Origin of the sequence: Streptomyces sioyaensis, from assembly GCF_004122735.1 — a bacterium.
Classification (GTDB): Bacteria; Actinomycetota; Actinomycetes; order Streptomycetales; family Streptomycetaceae; genus Streptomyces; species Streptomyces sioyaensis.
The window spans coordinates 120,886-139,994 of record NZ_SDIF01000005.1; the positions used below are offsets into that span (position 1 = coordinate 120,886).

16 protein-coding genes are annotated in these 19,109 nt (G+C 71.8%); 7 read left to right on the forward strand and 9 right to left on the reverse strand.

Going from position 1 to position 19,109, the window contains the following annotated elements; translation table 11 throughout:
* Positions 1-60: 60 nt before the first annotated feature.
* Both EST54_RS03325 and EST54_RS03335 read left to right on the forward strand, forming a co-directional pair.
* On the forward strand, positions 61-705 hold the full coding sequence (locus EST54_RS03325; RefSeq protein ID WP_129244796.1) for a DUF4142 domain-containing protein: 645 nt from the start codon (positions 61-63) through the stop codon (positions 703-705).
* A 148-nt stretch (positions 706-853) separates the two neighbouring features.
* Positions 854-2,320, forward strand: a complete 1,467-nt coding sequence (locus tag EST54_RS03335; RefSeq protein WP_129244800.1) for a DUF1996 domain-containing protein — start codon at positions 854-856, stop codon at positions 2,318-2,320.
* 545 nt (positions 2,321-2,865) lie between these two features.
* Here the strand turns inward: EST54_RS03335 and EST54_RS03340 are convergent.
* Positions 2,866-3,666: a PucR family transcriptional regulator gene (locus tag EST54_RS03340; RefSeq protein ID WP_129244846.1), complete on the reverse strand. Its 801-nt coding sequence runs from the start codon at positions 3,664-3,666 to the stop codon at positions 2,866-2,868.
* A gap of 576 nt (positions 3,667-4,242) precedes the next feature.
* On the opposite strand from EST54_RS03340, the gene EST54_RS03345 reads away from it, so the two are divergent.
* The 3 genes from EST54_RS03345 (at position 4,243) to EST54_RS03355 (ending at position 7,693) form a co-directional block, all read left to right on the forward strand.
* Entirely contained in the window at positions 4,243-4,998 is a 756-nt protein-coding gene (locus tag EST54_RS03345; RefSeq protein WP_129244802.1) for a hypothetical protein, read from the forward strand.
* Positions 4,995-6,539, forward strand: coding sequence for an NADH-quinone oxidoreductase subunit NuoF family protein (locus EST54_RS03350; protein ID WP_129244804.1), 1,545 nt, complete (start codon positions 4,995-4,997; stop codon positions 6,537-6,539). Before EST54_RS03345 ends, EST54_RS03350 begins: the two co-directional genes overlap by 4 nt.
* Positions 6,540-6,727: 188 nt before the next feature.
* Positions 6,728-7,693: an SCO0930 family lipoprotein gene (locus EST54_RS03355; RefSeq protein WP_167511470.1), complete on the forward strand. Its 966-nt coding sequence runs from the start codon at positions 6,728-6,730 to the stop codon at positions 7,691-7,693.
* Here the strand turns inward: EST54_RS03355 and EST54_RS03360 are convergent.
* The 4 genes from EST54_RS03360 to EST54_RS03375 all read right to left on the reverse strand — a co-directional run bounded on the left by EST54_RS03360 (position 7,671) and on the right by EST54_RS03375 (position 11,729).
* A complete protein-coding gene (locus tag EST54_RS03360; protein ID WP_129244806.1) occupies positions 7,671-9,266 on the reverse strand; it encodes a sodium:solute symporter family protein in 1,596 nt (531 codons plus the stop codon). The two genes, EST54_RS03355 and EST54_RS03360, sit on opposite strands and share 23 nt — an antisense overlap.
* Positions 9,263-9,496 carry a DUF3311 domain-containing protein gene (locus EST54_RS03365; RefSeq protein ID WP_129244808.1) on the reverse strand — a complete coding sequence of 78 codons (234 nt, stop codon included), beginning with the start codon at positions 9,494-9,496 and terminating at the stop codon, positions 9,263-9,265. Before EST54_RS03365 ends, EST54_RS03360 begins: the two co-directional genes overlap by 4 nt.
* A gap of 31 nt (positions 9,497-9,527) precedes the next feature.
* Positions 9,528-10,316 carry a class E sortase gene (locus EST54_RS03370; RefSeq protein ID WP_244942430.1) on the reverse strand — a complete coding sequence of 263 codons (789 nt, stop codon included), beginning with the start codon at positions 10,314-10,316 and terminating at the stop codon, positions 9,528-9,530.
* 63 nt (positions 10,317-10,379) lie between these two features.
* Positions 10,380-11,729 carry a DUF445 domain-containing protein gene (locus EST54_RS03375; RefSeq protein WP_239012374.1) on the reverse strand — a complete coding sequence of 450 codons (1,350 nt, stop codon included), beginning with the start codon at positions 11,727-11,729 and terminating at the stop codon, positions 10,380-10,382.
* 282 nt (positions 11,730-12,011) lie between these two features.
* Here EST54_RS03375 and EST54_RS03380 point away from each other — a divergent pair, with 282 nt between their 5' ends.
* Positions 12,012-13,322 (forward strand): SGNH/GDSL hydrolase family protein, encoded by a 1,311-nt coding sequence (locus tag EST54_RS03380; protein WP_129244812.1) that lies wholly within the window; start codon positions 12,012-12,014, stop codon positions 13,320-13,322.
* 23 nt (positions 13,323-13,345) lie between these two features.
* On the opposite strand, the gene EST54_RS03385 is transcribed toward EST54_RS03380, so the two are convergent.
* The 4 genes from EST54_RS03385 to EST54_RS03400 all read right to left on the reverse strand — a co-directional run bounded on the left by EST54_RS03385 (position 13,346) and on the right by EST54_RS03400 (position 16,768).
* A complete protein-coding gene (locus tag EST54_RS03385; RefSeq protein WP_129244814.1) occupies positions 13,346-14,023 on the reverse strand; it encodes a DUF1707 SHOCT-like domain-containing protein in 678 nt (225 codons plus the stop codon).
* A 9-nt stretch (positions 14,024-14,032) separates the two neighbouring features.
* The gene (locus EST54_RS03390; RefSeq protein ID WP_239012375.1) at positions 14,033-15,106 is read right to left on the reverse strand and encodes an ABC transporter ATP-binding protein; all 1,074 of its coding nucleotides are present in this window, start codon (positions 15,104-15,106) and stop codon (positions 14,033-14,035) included.
* An 11-nt stretch (positions 15,107-15,117) separates the two neighbouring features.
* Entirely contained in the window at positions 15,118-15,882 is a 765-nt protein-coding gene (locus EST54_RS03395) for an ABC transporter permease (protein ID WP_239012447.1), read from the reverse strand.
* Between the two features lie 88 nt (positions 15,883-15,970).
* Positions 15,971-16,768: an ABC transporter permease gene (locus tag EST54_RS03400; protein ID WP_129244816.1), complete on the reverse strand. Its 798-nt coding sequence runs from the start codon at positions 16,766-16,768 to the stop codon at positions 15,971-15,973.
* 171 nt (positions 16,769-16,939) lie between these two features.
* Here EST54_RS03400 and EST54_RS03405 point away from each other — a divergent pair.
* A partial coding sequence (locus EST54_RS03405) for a transglycosylase domain-containing protein (RefSeq protein WP_392567416.1) occupies positions 16,940-19,109 on the forward strand: 2,170 nt, incomplete at its 3' end.

Here is a 19,109-nt window from a genome sequence, read left to right on the forward strand (position 1 = left end):
TGGGGCCCGCGCGGCATTTAGCGTCCGGTGGCATTCCAGTAAGACGAACCGGGAGGCCGTGTGCGGATCCTCAGCAACTCCGCAACATCCGGGCGGGCCATCGCCACCGGACTGGTGGTAGCCGCGCTCGTGGCGACACTGGCGGCACTGCTGCTGCCCGTCCAGCTCTTCGGCGAGACCGCAGCCGCGGCGACCACCACGCTCACGTACGACGACGACGGCGGGGGCACGGTCACCACCCGCTACGGTCCGCTCACCGCGATGGACCGGGACTTCGTACGCAAGGTCAAGCTGGCCGGGCTGTGGGAGCTGCCCTCCGGCCGGATGGCGCAGCAGCGCGGGACGACCGCCGCCGTCCGCACGGCCGGCAACCACCTCGTGGCGGGACACACCGAGCTGGACCAGCGGTCGAACGAGGCCGGGCGGGCACTGGGCATCGACCTGCCCACCGAGCCCAACGTCGCCCAGCAGGGCTGGCTCGGGCAGCTCAAGGCCGCCCAGGGCAAGGAGTTCGACGCGACGCTGGCCGAGTTGCTGCGCCGGGCCCACGGCAAGGTCTTCGGGCTGGTGGCCCTGGTGCGTGACCAGACCAAGAACACGATGGTGCGTGCTCTGGCGGACCGCGCCAACGACGTCGTGCTGGACCACATCACGGTCCTGGAGAAGACCGGTCGGGTCGACTTCAACACCCTGCACCACAGCTGACCTTGCGCAGGCACCCGCACCGGGAGGCGCCCGTCACGCCCCTCTGTGAAACGAAACAGGACGACGACACCCCTCACATCGGACGAAGCGAAGTGATCTCATGAGGCAACGGCAACAAGCCCATAAACGCTCGCGTTTGACGAACAGAATGCTCGTGGGGGCCAGCGCGCTCCTGCTCGGCGGCGGCGGTCTGGCCGTGGTCGCCACGACCGCGCTGGCCGGCAACTCCCACCCGGAAGCGGGCTCCGGCCACCAGCACACGGTTTCCGCCTCCTACACCATCTCCTGCCCCGATGTGGGCGAGCGGCTGCGCAAGGTGCCGCACAGCGCCCAGCTCCCGGTCTCCAAGGGGCTCTCCTCGCTCGACCGGCAGGTGCACGACGCCTACCACAAGATGATGGGCGGCAGCGGCAGCAACGTCCTCAGCGGGCTCAAGGCGCAGCGCCAGAAGACCATCAACATGATGGTCACGGCGATCGCCAAGAACACCAAGCGGCCGAGCTACCTGCTCAAGATGAGCGGCTGCACCATGAAGCCCATCAGTGAGGGCGCGGGCGCGGGCGGCAACGACTCCACGAAGTCCGTGAAGGACGGCTGGTACCAGGGGCAGACGCAGAACCAGACCCAGGGCCAGACCCAGGACCAGACCCAGGGGCAGGACCCGAACCAGAGCGGCCAGCAGCAGAGCCAGGACCCGAACCAGAACGGCGGCCAGCAGCAGGGCCAGCAGGGCGGTCCCTCCCCCGACGACTTCGTCGACATCACCACGGTCCAGCCGAACGCGGACGCCCCGCCGTTCGCCGCCCCCAAGGGAGGCAACGCCACCACGGGCAGCTTCACCACCGAGTGCGGCCGCAATGAGGACGGCCACTTCAACTCCGACAACGTCATCGTGACGCCGGGCGTGAGCAACGGCGCCCACCACACCCACGACTACGTCGGCAACAAGGCCACCGACGCCTTCGCCGACGACAACAAGCTCGCGGCTTCCGACACCACCTGCACCAACGGCGACCAGTCCACCCACTACTGGCCGGTGCTGCGCAAGCTGGACGGGGCCGCGGAGCAGAAGCCGGGAGCGGCGCAGGACGCCAACGTCGGCACGACGCTGACGCCGGCCACGGTGACCCTGAAGTTCCGGGGCAGCCAGGCCGGCCAGGTGACCGCGATGCCGCGCTTCCTGCGGATCATCACCGGTGACGCCAAGGCGTTCACCAACGGCACGAAGAACGCCAACGCCTCGTGGAGCTGCACCGGGTTCGAGGACCGGCAGCTGAAGGACAAGTACCCGCTGTGCCCCCAGGGCTCGCAGGTCGTGCGCACCTTCGCGTTCCAGAACTGCTGGGACGGCCGGGACATCGACAGCGGCAACCACCGCGACCACGTGGCGTTCTCCGACCAGAACGGCACCTGCCCCAACGGCTTCAAGGCGATCCCGCAGCTCACCCAGCGGATCACCTACGACGTCCCGCAGGGCGACAGCTTCGCGGTGGACAGCTTCCCCGAGCAGCTGCACAAACCCGTCACCGACCACGGTGACTTCATCAACGTGATGCCGGACGACCTGATGAGCAAGGCCGTCGACTGCATCAACGGTGGCCGTAACTGCACCTGAGTGAGGCAGGCAGGAGGTGCCCCTCAGGGAGAGCTTCCCTGGGGGGCGCCTTCTGCGTGGCGCCTCCTGGTGGCGCCTTCTGCGCTCCGGGGGTGCAACGGCGGCAGGGGGAGTCGGGTTCCGGGCCCGGCGGCGGGGCCTGGTTCCGCCGGCGTGGGGGCCGGGATCCACTGGCGCGGCGGCCCGGGAACTCCGGCGCCGCGGCGGCCGGGAAGCCAGGACCGGAGCGGTGGCCCGCAAGCCCCACGCCGGAGCGACGGTCGTCCGTCCGGGAAGCAACGACAGAGAGCGGCGGTCCGCACGGCATGACGGAGCAGCCCCCCGGAAGAAGCCACAGCCATGACGCACATGACGCACATGACGCAGATGGCGCAGATGGCGCACGTGACGTGTATGACGCACACGACGAAGCAGCGGCCCCGACCCCGGTGTTCCGGGATGCGGGACCGCTGCGTTGCGCCGGGTGGCGGGCGGTGGGCCGGTGGGCTCTCGCCGGGCCGGACGGCTGTCAGCTCAAGGGACGTGGTGCGTCGTCAGCCGGTATGTCAAAGGCCGTTGACGCGGGCCTCGCGGGCCATGCCCAGCGGGCGGATGGAGGACGCGACCGCCCTGGCACGGCGGCCGGCCCGTGCGCGGTAACTGCGGACGTGCGCCATCAGGCGACGGCTGCGCAGCGCCATCTCCAGCTCGAAGCGGGTCCGCGGATCGCGCAGCACCGGGCCGAAGAGCTTCTCTATCTGACGCAGGCGGTAGCGGACCGTCTGCGGGTGCACATGCAGCAGCTTGGCGGCCTCGGGGGCGCCGCCGCCCTCCAGCCAGGCCAGCAGCGTGACTTCGAGGCGTTCGCTCTGCCGGGGCGTCAGCTCCTCCAGCGGGCCGAGCCAGCGGGACGTCAGCGCGTCCGCCAGCGACTCGTCCTGGAGCAGCAGCAGCGCCGAGAGGTGGTCGTCGACGAACGCCGGCCGCGTCTCCGGGCCGACCCGGCCGGGAGCCAGCGTGAGCAGATAGCGGGCCCAACGCAGCGACGAGGCGGTGTCGGTGGCGGGCACCACGTGTCCGACCGCCGCCGGCCGTCCCTTGAGCGCCGCCTCCAGGCGGCCCCTGGTCTGGGTGGCCGGGTCGGGGACGAACAGACAGGTGTAGCCGTCGACACTGCCGATGAGGGCGTGCCCCAGTGCCGCGGCCAACTGCGGGGCCTCGGCGGGGGTGGCAAGCACAACGGCCTGGAGGGTGTCGGGGATGGGCCAGCCGGCCGCGCGGGACAGCTCGGTCAACCCCTCCTCCGGTACCTCGCGTTGTCCGGCGAGCACGTCGAACAGGTCCTGGCGAGCCCGGGCCACGGGCATCGGGGTCACCACAGAAGGTCCTGCCGGAGGTTTACTCTCCGACTCTTTTTGGTACCCAAGAACTGTCAGCAAGGCCTGTTCAAGCGCCCAATGTGCCTCTTCTACGGGAGTATCCCCGAGAAGTGCGGACAATGCGGGAAATCCGCGTTGCAACTCCGCGACCAACTTCTCGGCGAGATCCGGGAGTTCATTTCTGACTACCCGGGTCCACTCGCCTCGGGGACGCGACCAGATGCGGTTCAGGAGATCACACATCGCTACCTCGATCCTGGCGGGGATGCGGCTGTTACGGGGGGTGGCGCACCCCGTGCGCCTGATTGGGCATCATCCGGAGTCGTGCCGCGCGCCCGCGATGCCACTGCAGGAATTTGTCACAGCGCGATAAACCTTACGAAATCCTGAACACGTTCGTAGATGCTTTTGACATCCGGATTACGGCCCTGCGTATCCACCCGGTTACAGAATGTTTAGTGTTACCGGGGGTCACCCGAACAAAAGCCCCGGGGCAAATACCGCCGCTGGGAGATTTCATGGAAATTCGCATCCCGTACCCGTGCCCGAACACCGGGAGGATCGATGTCGACTCCGCGTCTGCAGACCCGTCAGGGCCGCCGCGCACACCGTGCCCGGTCCTCGCCACTCGTGCCTCGTCCCCGGCGCCCTCCGAACGAACCCGGGCCGCCGGCCCGCCGACCGGCCGGCGGCTTCGCCGGAACCGCCGTACTCCGCCCGGCGCTTCCGGCCGCACTGCTGCTCTTCCTCGCCGTCCTCATGCGCTCCGGCGCGATGGACGGCTTGCTCAACTTCCTTGACTACGGCGCCGGGGTGCTCGCGCTGGTCTCGCTCTCGGTCACGGTGTTGTGGGGCCTGGCCGCCACCGACCGCATGGTGCTGCACTCCGGCCACCGGCTGCTCGCCCAGGCCGTGCACCGCGGCACCGGCGTCGCCGGCCTCGGCTTCCTGGGCCTGCACATCTGGGTCAAAGTCACCGAGGGCCACACCGATGCGACGGCCGCCGCGGTGCCGTTCACCGATGGCGCCCGCCCCGGACTCATCGGCCTCGGCAGCCTCGCCGCCTACGTGTTCATCGCCGTGGCGGTGACCGGCGCGGTGCGCGGCGCCTTCACCGGCATCACCGCTTCCCGGTGGTGGCGGGCGCTGCACATGAGCGCGTACGTCGCCTGGGGGCTGGCCCTGGTGCACGGCCTCAGGGCGGGCCGCCCCGCGACCGGCTATGCCCTCGTCGGCTACGCCATCTGCCTCACCGCGGTGGCCGTACGACTCGCGCTGCGGCTGCGCGACACCCGCAGGAACTCAGGAGAACTCCCATGACCGCCCCCGCCCCCACCCGCATGCTGCCGGCCGTCACGGGCCCGGAGCCCGTCCCCACGCTGGCGTCGCTGGGCCCGCCCCGGCTGCTGGCCGGGCTGGACGAGATGCCCCGCATGGACCGGGTGGCGCATCTGGCCCGGCACGGCAGCCTGCCCCAGCTGACCTCCCAGGAGCTGGTGGCGCTGGCCGAGAACATCGATCTGCGCGGCCGCGGCGGTGCGGGCTTCCCGTTCGCCCGCAAGGTGAGCGCGGTCCTGGACGGCATGCAGCGGGCGGACGGCAAGGGCGCGATCGTCGTCAACGGCAGCGAGGGCGAGCCCAGTTGCCTCAAGGACACCGCGATGCTGCTGCACGCCCCGCATCTGGTGATCGACGGCGCCCTGCTGGCCGCCGACTCCCTCGGCGCCCAGGAGGTCGCCATCGGCGTGACGCGTACGGACGTCCTGCACTCCGTACAGCGGGCCATCGACGAACGCGGACCGGTGCGGCCGACGTTACGGGTCACCCTGCTGACCGAGCGGTTCGTCACCGGCGAGGGCTCCGCGATGACGAACGGCCTGGGCGGCGGGCCCGGCCTGCCCTCGGGCCGCAAGATCCGCTCCAGCGAGCGCGGGCTGAACGGTGTGCCGACCCTGCTGTCGAACACCGAGACCTACGCCCAGCTCGCCGTGGCCGCCCGCCTCGGGGCGCTCGGCTACCGCACCGCCGGCCTGCCCACGGAGCCCGGCACCCTGCTGCTGACCGTGGCCGGCAGCCGCGTGGTCGAGGTCCCCTACGGCGTCCCGCTCAACCGGGTGCTCGCGCTGTGCGGAATGGACGCGGGGCAGGGGGTGCTGATCGGGGGTTACCACGGCACGTTCATCTCGCCCGTCGACGCCCGGACCGCGACGCTGTCCCGGGACGACCTGAAGACCTACAACGCGGTGCTCGGCGCCGGTGCGGTCCTGCCGCTGCCGTACGACACCTGCCCGGCGGGCGAGACCGTCCGCGTCGCGAAGTGGATGGGCGCCGAGTCGGCCGGTCAGTGCGGCCCCTGTGTGCTGGGCCTGCCCGCGCTCGCCGACCAGCTCGACCTCGCGGTCCGCGGCGGCGGAGACGCCGCGCTGGACGCCGTGCAGGCCCGGATGCGGGCCGTGGAGAAGCGCGGCGCCTGTAGCCACCCGGACGGCACCGCCCGCTTCGTGGCCTCGGCCCTCGCCGCCTTCCCCGAGGAGTTCGAGCGCCATGCGCGGGGGTTCGGGTGCGGCCGCCCGGTGACCGGGGCCCTGCCGGTCACCGGGCACCTGCCGCTCCTGCCGTCCCCCGCACCGACCGCCCCGTCGGTGCCCGCCGCGCCGCCGCAGGAACGGCTGCTGGTCGACTGGACGCTGTGCCGCGGCCACGGCCTGTGTGCGGACGTGGTGCCCGGCATCGTGAAGCTCGGCCCGGACGGCTACCCGGAGAAGGCCAGCATGGCGCTGCCCGCCCGGATGCGGCGCCGTGCGCAGCTCGCGGTGCGCCGCTGCCCGGCGCTGGCACTGCGCGTGCAGGGCGGCAACTGACCGACCGCACACGGTTTTTGCGCGCGGGGAAAATTCTTCGCCGCCGTTGAACGCCCGGCCCCCCGTAGCGCGTAATCCCCGGCGACGGCACCCCGCCGGCCCCGGCCCGCAGCGGCACGGGCCCCGGGACAGGCACTTCAGCTCCACCTCAGCAAGCGACGGAATGACCAACCGGCAGAGGAGACATCATGATCACTCGACGTCGAGCGGGCCTCGCGGCCATGGCGGTCGCCACCTTGGCGCTGACCGCCGCCTGTGGCAGCAGCGACAACCAGAGCGCCGGCACCACCCCCACCCAGGACCAGGTGCAGCCGGCCGGAGCGGGCAGTGACTACAAGTACGGCTCCTCCGGCTCCGGCCAGGGCGACGGTTACGGCGGCCAGGCCGGCGGCGACAGCGGCGCGGCCCCCCAGTCCGCGCCCCGCGCCGGAACGCTGGCACTGCACCAGGACGACAAGCTCGGCCCGGTCGTCACCGACTCCAAGGGCATGACCCTCTACCGCTTCGACAAGGACACCGCGAAGCCGCCGAAGTCCAACTGCTCCGGCTCCTGCGCCACCACCTGGCCCGTGGTCCCCGCCGACGGCGCCCAGGCCCCCGCCGGCATCGCCAAGAGCGCGCTGGGCTCGGTCACCCGCGCCGACGGCACCAGGCAGCTCACCATCGGCGGCTGGCCCGCCTACCGCTACGCCAAGGACACCAAGCCCGGCGACACCAAGGGCCAGGGCGTGGGCGGCACGTGGAACGCACTGGCCGCCGACGGCAAGAAGGCCGGCGCGCAGCCGCCCGGCGACGTCTCGGTGATGAACCAGCCCGAGCTCGGCGACATCCTCGTCGACGGCAAGGGCATGACCCTCTACCGCTTCAACAAGGACAGCGCCTGGCCGATGAAGTTCGGCTGCAACGACGCCTGCCTGGACACCTGGAAGCCCGCCAAGCCCGCCGACCGCTCCAAGCTCAAGGGCATCCCGTCCAAGCTCATCTCCACCGTCACCCGCCCCGACGGCCTCCGCCAGCTGGCCGTCGACTGCTGGCCGGTCTACACCTTCACCGGTGACAAGCAGCCCGGCGACATCAACGGCCAGGGCAAGATGGGCCTGTGGTTCGCGGTCTCCAAGGAGGGCAAGAAGATCACGACGACGCCGGAGGGCTGACCGCGGCGCCCTGTGGCCGAGTCCGCTGCCGGGGGAACTCCTCGTCCAGCGCCAGCACTTCGGCGTCCGGCCGCTCGTCCGTCCCCCGCGGCCCCAGCCAGGTGACCGCGAGCGCCACCGCCAGATTCACGGCGAGCCCGACGAGCCCGGCATTCACCCCCCGGACCGGGTCGTGTCCCCCGAAGACCAGGACACAGACGAGCACAACGCCCACGACCAGGCCGCTCACCGCGGCGTGCACCGTCAGCCGCCGCCACACCAGCCCCAGCAGCAGCATCGGTACGAGCTGCGCCATGCCCTCGTACGAGATCAGCGACAGCCGGACGAGGGTGTCGGGGGCGGTGTAGGTCAGCAGCAGCGCCAGGGCTCCGGCCACCACCACGACCAGCTGCGAGAACAGCTTCTGCCGGCCCTCCGGCGCCGCTCCCCGCTCCTCCCCCTCGGCCGCTCCCGTCGCCCCGGCACGCAGGCGCGGTATCGCCCCCAGCACGCTCCTCCCCCACATCGTGCCGATGACCAGCATGAACACGGCCATCGGCACGATGGAGGAGAGCGCGGCGGCCACCCCGATCAGCCCCACGGCCCAGGCCGGAAGGGAGTCCACCACCAACTTGAACAGCGCGAGATTGGAGCCCGCACCGCTCAGGTGCGGCACCACGAACAGCGCGGCCATCCCCAGCAGCACCGGCACGAACAACAGGACGGTGTAGAACGGCAGATACATGGCATTGCGGCGCAGCGCCTCGGCATTGCGGGCGCCGAGATAGCCGGCCACGGTCGTCGGAAAGATCACCACCGTCAGGGAGTTGACGAGGGTGGTGGTGAGGAACCAGACCTGGCCCAGACCGCCCGACTCGTGTCCGGGAAAGGTCAGCCACTGCGGCTTCTCGGCGACGATCCGGTGCAGCAGGGGTCCGTAGCCGTCGAAGTAGTGCCACGGCACGTAGACCGCGAGGAACCCGAGGGTGGCGATGACCAGGACGTCCTTGAGCACGGAGACCCAGGCGCTGCCCCGCAGCCCGCTGACCGTGACGAAGGCGGTGGTGACCGCGAAGCTGAGGAAGTAGCCCCAGTTCAGGCTGATCGCCCCGTAGGAGATCGTGGAGACGACCACGCCCATGCCGGTGATCTGGAGCTGGATGTACGGCAGCAGACAGACGGTGGCGAGCAGCGCGACGGCGGCGCCGAGCCAGGGCCGGCGGTAGCGGTGCGCCACGATGTCGGTGATGCCGACCAGGCCGTGCCGGCGGGCGTAGGCCCACAGCATCGGACCGACGACGTACCCGAGCGCATAGCCGCAGGACATGTAGGCCAGCACATAGAGCACGGGGGCGCCGAACTGGTAACCCCAGCCGGCCGCGCCGAGGTAGCTGAAGCTCGTATAGCTCTCGCCGGCCATCAGCACCCAGATGAAGACGGTGCCCAGGCTCCGGCCGCCCACCGACCACTCGGTGAGTCCGCCCGCCCGTCGCCCGCCACCGCCGTTGTCTCGCCCCCGCACCGCCAGCAGCCCGAGGACGACGGTGAGCACCATGAATCCGCCGAACACGGCGGTGGACACCGTGGCGTTCATCCCCGCCCCCGCGCCCGGTCACCGCGCCGCGCCAGCCAGACCGACACCGGGGTCGCCAGCGTCGCCAGCAGCATCCAGAAGAACAGGAACGGCAGCCCCAGCACCGTCGGGGTCACCCGGTTCACCAGCGGCAGCACCGCCAGGAACAGCACGTACGGCAGCAACAGCCACAGCAGCGCGGGACGTTTGCGGGAGCCCGTGGATCGCCCCGGGTAGGTCTGGTTAGGCACAAGGCGAGAGCCTAGGCGACGCCCGGCCGCGCTACCGGGCCTGTGTCGACCGCAACACCCCCCACACCACCAGCCGGTAGGCGGAGGTGTAGGCAGGCGTACAGGTCGTCAGCGTCAGATAGGAGCCGGGCGCGGTGAACCGGTAGGAGGGGTGCACCCCGCTGTACGGCACCGCGGCGAGCACCGTGCCGTCGCCGGGTGTGGTGCGCGGCAGGATGCGCCGGACGGTGTAGGTCGAGCGGGCCCGGGCGGTGTCGAGGACGACGGTGTCGCCGGTGCGCAGCCGGTCGAGGTGGCGGAACGGCTCGCCGTGGGTGTTGCGGTGCCCGGCCAGGGCGACGTTGCCCGGCTCGCCGGGCTGCGCGCTGTGCGGATAGTGGCCCACATAGCCCCGGTTGAGGACCGCGGCCTTGCCGACGCCCTCGGCGACGGGGACCGTCAGGCCGAGCCGGGGGATGCGCAGCACGGCGTACGCCAGGTCCGCGCGGGGCGGCGGGTACGGGGCGGCGGCGCGGTGTCCGGGGGCGCCGGGTGACGGGGAGCGCCCGGCGGTCCGCGCCCCGTCGGCCGCCTCGCCCCCGGGCGCCGGGGACGCGCCGGGCGACGGCGGGCCGGCGGCCCACTGCCGCTCCAGCCGGTCCACCTGGTCCCGGGCCGCCTCCTGCGCCTGACGGTTCGTCCACCACAGCTGGTGGACGACGAGCAGCAGCAGGACGACGCCGAGCGTCACGGCCAGCTCCGCCCCCGTCCACAGCACCCGCACGACGGCAGGGCGACGGGCCCGCCGCCCCTGTACGACCACCGGTATCCGCTCGCGCACGCGGGCACCGTAAGCCCTGCGGGCACAGGCCACCAGAGGCAGTACCAGGGCGTGTCCGGGGCGTCAGCCGCCGAAGGCCTGCGAGACGGCGTAGATCGCCAGGCCCGCCAGGGCGCCGACGACGGTGCCGTTGATGCGGATGAACTGCAGATCACGGCCGATGTGCGCCTCGATCTTCTTCGAGGTGTGCTCCGCGTCCCAGCCGGCCACGGTGTCGGTGATCAGCGCGGTGATCTCGCTCTGATAGGTCGTCACCACATAGACCGCCGCGTTCTCCAGCCAGCCGTCCACCTTGCCCTGCAGCCGCTCCTCGGCGGCCAGCCGCCGCCCCAGGGACAGCAGCGCCGCCCGTACCCGCAGCCGCAGTTCGCTGCGCTCGTCCTCGGCGGCGGCGACGATCATCCCGCGGACCGCGCCCCAGGCCGAGGCGATCAGGTCCTGCACCTCGCTGCGCCCCAGCACCTCGGCCTTCAGCCGCTCGACGCGGGCCCGGGTGTCGGGGTCGGACTGCAGATCGTCCGCGAAGTCCCGCAAGAAGCGGTCGATCGCGCCACGCGCCGGATGCTCGGGCATGTCCCGCATTTCGGTGACGAAGCGCAGCAACTCCTTGTAGACCCGGTCGCCCACCTTGCGGTCGACGAACCGCGGGGTCCATCCGGGGGCGCCGCCGGAGACCGCGGTCATCACGGAATCGCCGTGCTCGACCAGCCAGTCATGGGCCCGGGCGACGACCAGATCCACCACCCGCTTGTGGCCGCCCTCGGCGACGATCCGCTCCAGCAGCCCGCCGAGCGGGGGCGCGATCTCCTGGGCGTCGGCCCGACGGGTGATCGCCTCGCCGACCACCGCCTGCACATCGGAGTCGCGCAGCACGGCCAGCGCGCCGCGCAGCGCGGTGGACACCTCGGCGGTGACCCGGTCGGCGTTGCGGGGTTCGGCGAGCCAGCCGCCGAGCCGCCGGCCGACGGCGACGGAGTGCAGCCGGCGGCGGACGACGTCGCCGGAGAGGAAGTTCTCCCCGACGAAATCACCCAGACTCTGACCCAGTTGGTCCTTTTTGGTGGGGATGATCGCGGTGTGCGGGATCGGCAGCCCCATCGGCCGCTTGAACAGCGCGGTGACCGCGAACCAGTCGGCCAGCGCACCGACCATCCCGGCCTCCGCGGCCGCCGCGACAAACCCGGTCCAGCCACCCGCCCCGGCGGATCCGGCCCATTTCGCCAGCACGTAGACGAGCGCGACGGCCAGCAGCAGGCCGGTGGCCAGGGTCTTCATCCGGCGCACCGCGCGCCGGCGCTCCTCGTCGGCGGCGCCGTAGGCGAAGCCGGCCGCCGCGAGCCGGCCCGTGGGCGTGGCGTCCGTCACCGGGTCCCGCGCCGCGTCCGCCGCCGTGTCCGAATCCGTGCGTTCCATCCGCTCCACCGCTCCCACCGCGTTCCCCCGTCGTCCCTACGGCCTATGCTGCTCCGGACCGGCCGCCGGTCCGGCCCCGTGTCCCACTGTGACCTACTCCTGGAACGAACCACGAGTTCCCCGCGTCCATGCCACGGCGGCACGGTCCGGGGCGCCGGGCGGCTTCCCGGAGGTCCGTGGGATCATGAAGGACCGATCGGACCGCAACGGTGCCGCTGATCATCCGCTGCCCTTGCCCGCCCGGAGCGTGCTGCTCCGCTTTCCTCTGGAGACCCCTCCCGCATGAGCAAAAGTGTGGGTTACGCCCTGTTCGCCGGCCTGGCGGCGGTGTGTGTGCTGATCTCGACCGCGATATTCGTCGGCTTCGGCGGCGAGGGCGGCGGCCTGGGCAGCTCCCCGCACAAGCCCCGCGACCCGGCCGCCCCCGCGGTGTCCGGGCAGTGGGTCGGCACCTGGTCGGCGGCCGCCGCGGCGGCCGAGCCGGGCACCCTGAACGGCTACGCGGGCATGTCGATACGCAATGTCGTGCACACCAGCGTCGGCGGCTCCGGCGTGCGCATCCAGCTCTCCAACCTCTACGGCACCCGCCCGCTGGTGGTCAGCCATGCCTCGCTGGCGCTGGCCGCGGCCCCCAGCAACCCCACCGCCGCGACCGGCACCATGCGGCGGCTGTCCTTCGGCGGCAAGCCCGCGGTGACCATCCCGGCGGGCGGCGCGGTCACCAGCGACCCGACCCGGCTGAAGGTGCCGGGCGACGCGGACCTGCTGGTCACCACGTACTCCCCGTCGTCCTCGGGCCCCGCCACATATCACCCGTACGCCCGGCAGACCTCCTACCTGGCGCGCGGTGACCGGGCGGAGGACGCCACCGGCGCGGCCTACACCGAGCAGAGCCCGTACTGGCGCTATCTGACCGGTGTGGACGTGTGGAGCACCCAGGCCCACGGCGCGGTCGTCGCCATCGGCGACTCCATCACCGACGGCATCACCTCCACCGCGGGCGCCAACCACCGCTGGACGGACTTCCTCGCGGCGCGGCTGCGCAACGAGCCCGGCGCGCCCCGCTACGGCGTCCTCAACCAGGGCATCAGCGGCAACCGCCTGCTGGTCAACGGCAGCAGGTTCTCGCCGAACAACGGGCCCAGCGTGCTGTCCCGCCTGGACCGTGACGCGCTGTCGCGTACCGGGGTGAAGGCGGTGATCGTCGAGATCGGGCTGAACGACCTGTTCAAGTCACCGCGTCAGCTCGACCCGCAGAAGATCGTGGCGGGGATGCGGCAGCTCGTCCGCCAGGCGCATGCCCGCGGGCTGCGCGTCACCGGCAGCACCCTTACGCCGTTCGGGGGCCACCGCGGCTACTCCGATCTGCTGAATTCGGTCCGCGAGCAGGTCAACCGGATCATCCGCTCCGGCTCCGTCTACGACGAGGTCGTGGACTTCGACAAGGCGCTGCGCGACCCGTCGATGCCGGTGCGGCTGCGGCCGTCCTACGACTCCGGTGACCATCTCCACCCGAGCGACGAGGGCTTCCGGGCGATGGCCAACGCCGTGAACCTGGAGCACCTCAAGCAGTCCGCGCCCGCCTCGCTGTGACACCGGCGGGCAGGCGCAGCCGCTCAGTCCAGCTCCTTGCCCCGCTCGTCCTTCAGGCGCCGCTTCTCTTCCTTGAGGCGGCGCCGCTCCTCCTTGAGCAGCTTGCGCTCGACGCCGACGCCACCCATCAGCGCCAGCCCCTTGACGATCACCCGGGGCGCACCGGGCTCGCCCGGCACCCCGTCCGGCGAGTCGAAGCCGCCCATGATGCCCAGGCCCCGCACATCGACCTCGACGCCCGGCGGCACCACGATGCTGACCCCGCCCATCAACGCCCAGCAGGTGATGACGACTTCGGGCCCGGCGAAGTTCGCCTCGCGCAGGTCGAGCTCGCCGCCGCCCATCAGGCACACCGCCGTGAAGCGGCGCCCGATGGTCCACCGCCCCTTGCGCTGGAAGCCGCCCAGGACGCCGATGCCCGCCCCGGATCCGTCCGTGTGGGTCACGATCCGCTCCGACCACCCGGTCACCGCCCCGGTGTCCTTGCGCAGCGACAGCGGCGCGGGAGCCGTCGCGGCCGCCGGCAGATCGGCGGTGAGCGGCTCCAGCTCCCCGTAGGTACGCGCCCGGTACGTCGCCTCCAGCCGCTCGTCGAACTCCTCCATTGCCAGCCGCCCTTCGGCGACGGCGTCCCGCAGGATCTCGGCGACCCGCTCACGGTCGGCGTCGGAGGCGCGCAATTCTGGGAGGTCTTCAGTCATAGCGACAGGTTAGAGCGCACGGCCGATTTTTCCCCCGTCTCCAGCGGTATCCGCGCGCTTCCCGCCACCCGCGTACAGCTCGGCGATCAGGGACTCGATGTCCGGCTCCCGTACCGACAGATCCACCAGCGGATAGCGCGCGGCGACCGCCGCGACCAGCGGCGCCGCGCTCTGCGACGCCGGGAAGGCCAGCCACTGCCGGGGGCCGGCCACCTTGACCGTGCGGGCACCCGGGACGCCCTCGATCGGCGGGAGTTCGCGCTCCAGCTCCACCACCAGCATCCGCTCCCCGCCGCCGGCCGTCCGCAGCCCGTCGAGGCCGCCGTCGTAGACCAGCCGGCCGTGGTCGATGACCATGACCCGGCGGCACAGCTGCTCGATGTCGGTGAGGTCATGGGTGGTCAGCAGGACGGTGGTGCCGCGCTCGGCGTTCACCTCGTGCAGGAAGCCGCGCACCTTCGCCTTGCTGAGCACATCGAGGCCGATGGTCGGCTCGTCCAGATACAGCACCTCGGGGTCCGGCAGCAGCGCCGCCGCGATGTCGCCCCGCATCCGCTGCCCCAGCGACAGCTGCCGCACCGGTACGGCCAGCAGCGGGGCCAGGTCGAGGAGTTCGACGCAGCGCTCCAGGTTGGCGCGGTAGACGGCGTCCGGGATCCGGTACATCCGCCGCACCAGCTCGTAGGAGTCCTTCAGCGGCAGGTCCCACCACAGCGTGGTGCGCTGCCCGAAGACCACGCCGATCCGGCGGGCGAGCCGGGTGCGTTCGCGCGCCGGATCGATGCCGGCGACCCGCAGCCGGCCGCCGCTGGGCACCAGGATGCCGGTCAGCATCTTGATGGTGGTGGACTTCCCCGCGCCGTTCGGCCCGATGTAGCCGACCATCTCGCCGCGCGGCACCCGGAAGGAGATCCCGTCCACGGCTCGGACCTCCTCGCGCACCCTGCGCAGCCGGCCCGCCTTGCGCCGCACCGAGAAGACCTTCTCGACGCCGTCCACCTCGATCAGCGGCTCCGCCGCGGCATCATCACCCACCACACCCGCCCCCTTGTCGTCCTCGTCGGCCCGTGCACGGGGCGCCATATGCCCCTCCCTCAGCTTCCGGTGCTGCGGTACGCCCGGAGCCCCAGCCGCCAGACCAGCCCCGCCCCCGTACACATCAGCGCCGCCACCACGGGCCCCAGGAAATCCACCCAGCCCGGCAGCCCCAGCGGATCGGGGTGGCCCAGCAGCCGCAGCGCGGGCAGCCAGTTCACGAACGCCAGCGGGACGAGGAAGGTGACCCCGCGCACCAGTTCCTTGGCGAACACCGTCGGCGGGTACTGCAACATCGCATTGCCGCCGTAGGTGAAGGAGTTCTGCACCTCGGCCGCGTCCTGCGCCCAGAACTGGAAGGCGGCACCGGCCGTGTACACCGCCGCGAAGATGGCCGTGCCGCACACCACCATCAGCGGCACCAGCAGCACCCGGCCCACCGTCCAGTCCACCTCGATCCGGGGCAGCGACCAGCCGAGCACCAGCAGCGCCTGGGTGATCCGACCCAGCCTGCGCAGCGCGAAACGGTCCGCCGCCATCTGCGCGAAGACCGGTGCGGGGCGCAGCAGCAGGGTGTCGAGGGTGCCGTCGCGCACCCGCCGGCCCAGCCCCTCGATGCTGCCCAGCGCCAGATCCGCCAGGCCCAGCGCGGCACCGGAGGTGCCGTACAGAAACGCCACCTCCGGCAGCGAGAAGCCGCCGAGCGCATCGATCCGGGAGAACATCAGCATGATCGCGACGAAGTCCAGGGCGTTCGCCGCGAAGTTGCCGCACGCCATCAGCACGAACGAGGTCCGGTAGGCGAGGCTGGAGCGCACCCACATCCGCACGATCAGCCCGTACGCCGACAGCCCCTGCGCCACCGCCGCCACCCGGCCGCGGGCCACCCCCGGCCGGGCCGCCGGCCGCTCGCTAGCCACCGTGCACCACCACCTTGCGGGTCGCCGCCGACTGCACCAGCCGCCCCAACGCCAGCAGCGCCACCGCCCACGCCGCCTGGAACACCAGCCCGCGCACCAGCGCGCCCCCGCTCAGCACCCCCACCAGCACATCGGCCGGCGTCTGCAGCACCGCCGCCCACGGCAGCAGTGCGGCCACCTCCCCCAGACCACCGGGGAAGACCCGCAGCGGCAGCAGCATCCCCGAGAAGAACATGCAGGCCAGGCCGCTGATCAGGGACAGGCCCGTGCCGTCGAGCAGCCAGAACGAGGCCAGCGCCACCAGATACCGCAGCGCGAAGCTGACCAGCACCCCGAGCAGCACCGACAGCAGAAAGCAGGCCCAGGTCAGCGGATCGCCGGGCAGCGCGAGCGGGAAGGCCAGGGCGCCCACCGCCATCGGCGCCACCCCGCGGCCGAGCAGCTGCAGGGCGGCCCGCCCCAGGTCCGCGGAGAGCCACCACAGCTGGAGATCCGCGGGCCGGTAGAGGTCCACCGCGATGTCCCCGCTGCGGATCCGCTCCTGCAACTCGTCCAGGCCGCCACTGCCCATCAGCGCCGCGGTCGCCAGCAGCGCCTGCGCCGTCCATACGAAGGTCAGCGCCTGCGCCTGGTCGTAGCCGCCCAGATGCGGCCGCTCGTGCCACAGCGCGATATAGGTGGAGGCGACGATGAAGCCGAAGACGGTGTTGGTGAACACGCCCGCCACGGTGGCGATTTGATACGTGGCGTACCGCCGGAAGCTGCCGGCCGCCACCGCCGCGTACCACACGCCGCGTACCCCTCCCGCTCCCTGATCCGGCCTGATCCAAACGACAGACCTTAAGCCGCGGGTCGGGCGGGCACCATCGAATTATCACCGCTTCGGGTGAGCCGTGGGCGCCATTCAGCCGGTCAGGAGGCGGCCGAGGGTGCGCGCCACCCCTCCTGACCGGCCCGGATGATGCGAGAGTTGCCCCATGTGCGGCAGTTGCTCCCGGCGTACCGCACATATCCCCGACATGACACCGACCCGCCGCGGTACAACCTCCGGCGGCGTCCGAGGAGTCCAACCGACATGAGCGGACAACGCACGGGCTGGCGCCGTGCCCTCCCCACCTGGCGCACGGTGCTGGGCAGCGTGCTGCTGTTCCTGCTGCTCATCGTCGGCGGAATGATCGCCGGCTATCTGCTCGTCGGCATCCCGCCGGCCAACAGCGCCGCCAAGGCCCAGAGCAACGTCTACCTCTACTCCGACGGTTCGGAGCTGGCCCGCGACGGCGAGGTCAACCGGCAGAACGTGACGCTCAGCCGGATCCCCAAGTCCGTCCAGCAGGCCGTCCTCGCCGCCGAGGACCGCGACTTCTACGCCGAGTCGGCGGTCGACCCCGCCGCGATGCTCCGGGCCGCCTGGAACACCGTGACCGGCAAGGGCAAACAGTCCGGCTCCACCATCACCCAGCAGTACGTGAAGAACTACTACCTCGGCCAGGAACAGACCGTCACCCGCAAGGCCAAGGAGTTCTTCATCGCCATCAAGCTGGACCGCGAGGTGAGCAAGGACAAGATCCTGGAGGGCTACCTCAACTCCAGCTACTACGGCCGCAACGCCTACGGCATCCAGGCCGCCGCCCAGTCCTACTACGGCCGCAACGCCGAGGCGCTGACCACCGCCCAGGGCGCCTACCTCGCCACCCTCCTCAACGCCCCCAGCGCCTACGACCTCACCGCCCACCCCGGCAACCGCCCGCGGGTGCTGGCGCGCTGGAACTACGTCCTGAACGGCATGGTCACCAAGAAGTGGCTCACCCCCGCCGAGCGGGCCGCGCTGCGCTTCCCCGAACCGAAACCCGCCAAGGCCTCCGCCGGACTCACCGGCCAGCGCGGCTACCTCGTCGAGGCGGTCAAGGACTACCTCACCGACCACAAGGTCCTCGAAGAGGAGACCCTGCGGGCCGGCGGCTACCGCATCACCACCACCATCAGCAAGAAGCGCCAGAACGCCTTCGTCAAGGCGGTCAACACCCGTGTGATGGACCGGCTCGACGACTCCCGGACGGTCGACCGCTACGTCCGGGCCGGCGGCGCCTCCATCGACCCCGCGAGCGGCCGGGTGGTGGCCCTCTACGGCGGCATCGACTACGCCAAGCAGTACGTCAACGGCGCCACCCGCAGCGACTACCAGGTCGGCTCCACCTTCAAGCCGATCGTCTTCGCCGCCGCCGTCCAGCACCGCTCCACCACCCAGGACGGCGAACGGATCACCCCCCAGACCGTTTACGACGGCACCAACAAGCGGATGACGCTCCGTCATGGCCACCCCACCGGCTTCGCCCCCGCCAACGAGGACGACCGCTCGTACGGCCCGATCACCGTCACCGAGGCCACCGACAAGTCCGTCAACGCCGTCTACGCCCAGATGGGCATCGACGTCGGCCCCGGCAAGGTCAAGGCCACCGCCGTCGATCTGGGCATCCCCGCCGGTACCCCCAGCCTCGCCGCGTCCCAGGGCGCCATCTCGCTGGGCACCGCCACCCCCAGCGTGCTGGACATGACCCAGGTCTACGCCACCCTCGCCCACCACGGCCGCCACCGGCCGTACACCCTGGTCGACAAGGTCACCAAGGACGAGGAGGACCTCGAACTGCCCGAGCGCGAGGAGACCGCCGCCGTCCCGCGCGCGGCCGCCGACACCACCACCTCGATCCTGCGCAGCGTCGTCGACGGCGGCACCGGCACCGCCGCCCAGGGCGCCGGGCGGCCCGCGGCCGGCAAGACCGGCACCGCGGAGGACGACAAGGCCGCCTGGTTCGCGGGCTACACCCCCGATCTCGCCACCGTCGTCGCCGTCCTGGGCCAGAACCCGGAGAGCGCCGCACAGGAACCGCTGTACGGGGCGGGCGGCCTGTCGCGGGTCAACGGCGGCGACTACCCCGCCCAGATCTGGGCCGACTACACCGCGGCCGCGCTGAACGGACAGCCGGTCCACGACTTCGATCTCCAGCTGGAGGAGGGCGCCGAGTCGCCGTCTCCGGAGCCGTCCACCAGCGAGTCCGCGTCGCCCGGCGCGTCGGACTCGCCCTCCACCGGCCCGAGCGACTCCGCCACCCTCCCCGCCCCGCCCACCGGCGCCC